Below are 1,454 nucleotides of genomic sequence, written 5' to 3' on the forward strand. Positions count from 1 at the left end.
CGGGATGAAGCCGGCGGCGAGGGTTTCGGAGCCTCGGGCGAGGAGGGCGACGTCGGCCCCGACGAGGATGAAGCGGGCGCCGGCGTCCAGGTAGCGGCGTGCCGTCGTCGGGGTGAAGGCGTTGACGCCGGCTGGTTTCCCGGCCCGCCGCGCCGCAGCGAGGCAGTGCTCGACGGCGGCACGCACGTCGGGATGCTCCTGCTGGCCGAGCAGTCCCATCGACGCCGCGAGGTCGGAGGGCCCGACGAAGATCGCGTCCAGGCCGTCGACCGCGAGGATGGTGTCCACGGCCTCGACCGCTGCCGTGGACTCGATCTGCACGGTCAGGCTGACCGTGGAGGACGCGTCCGCCAGGTAGCCCGGGACACGGTTCCAACGGGCAGCGCGGGCCAGTGCGGAGCCGACGCCGCGGATGCCGTCCGGCGGGTAACGGGTGGCGGCGACGGCCGCCTCGGCGTCCGCGACGGAATGCACCATGGGGATCAGCAGGTTCTGCGCGCCGAGGTCGAGGTACTGCTTGATGAGCACGGGGTCGTTGACGGGCGGTCGGACGAGGGCCTGGACCGGGTAGCCGTGGACGGCCTGGAGCTGGGCGAGGACGGACTCGAGGCCGTTGGGGCTGTGCTCGGCGTCGATCAGGAGCCAGTCGAGCCCGGACCCGGCGCAGATCTCCGCGACGAGCGGGCTGCCCGAGCAGACCCACATACCGGCGAGCGGGCGGTCCGACGCGGCCAGTGCGTCGGCGAAGGTGGGGGCTAGACGAAGCGGCATGTGACGGCTCCCAGGGGTCCGTAGTCGGCGTGGACGGTGTCGCCCCTGTCCACCCAGAGGGGGCGCGTGAACGAGCCGGCGAGGATGATGTCGCCCGCCTTCAGACCGTCACCGTGCGCCGCGATCTTGTTGGCGAGCCAGTGCACGCCCGCGGCGGGGTGGTCGAGCACCCCGGCGGCCACGCCGGTCTCCTCGACCACCTGGTTCTTGTAGAGGATGGCGGAGACCCAGCGGAGGTCGACGGCGTCGGGCCGAACGGGCCGGCCGCCCACTACCATGGCACCCATCGCCGCGTTGTCCGAGATGGTGTCCACGATGGTGCGCCCCTCCATCTCGATGCGGGAGTCGAGGATCTCCAGTGCGGGTACCACGTAGTCGGTGGCGTTGAGGACGTCGAAGATGCTGCAGCCGGGCCCGGCGAGATCGTCCTTCAGCACGAACGCGAGCTCCACCTCGACCCGCGGGTGCGTGTAGGTGTCCCACGAGACCGAGCAGCCCGTCTCGAACACCATGTCGTCGAAGATCGCCCCGTAGTCGGGCTCGGTGATCCCGGTGGCCGCCTGCATGGCCCGCGAGGTGAGCCCGATCTTCCGGCCCACCAGCGTGCGGCCGGCGTCCTCGTTGCGCTGCCGCCAGAGCCGCTGCACGGCGTAGGAGTCCTCCACCGTCATGTCCGGGTAGCG

The 1,454-nt window shown here is 71.5% G+C and carries 2 protein-coding genes; both read right to left on the bottom strand.

Features of this window, described 5'->3' with window-relative positions:
- Window positions 1-771: HpcH/HpaI aldolase/citrate lyase family protein (locus CXQ97_RS18485; protein WP_181035154.1), on the bottom strand; the 771-nt coding region annotated here is incomplete at its 3' end.
- The coding region (gene hpaH, locus CXQ97_RS18490; RefSeq protein WP_104182352.1) for a 2-oxo-hept-4-ene-1,7-dioate hydratase at window positions 756-1,454 on the bottom strand (699 nt) is incomplete at its 5' end. The genes CXQ97_RS18485 and hpaH, both read right to left, overlap by 16 nt.

The organism is Arthrobacter sp. B0490 (genome assembly GCF_002929355.1).
GTDB lineage: Bacteria > Actinomycetota > Actinomycetes > Actinomycetales > Micrococcaceae > Arthrobacter_D.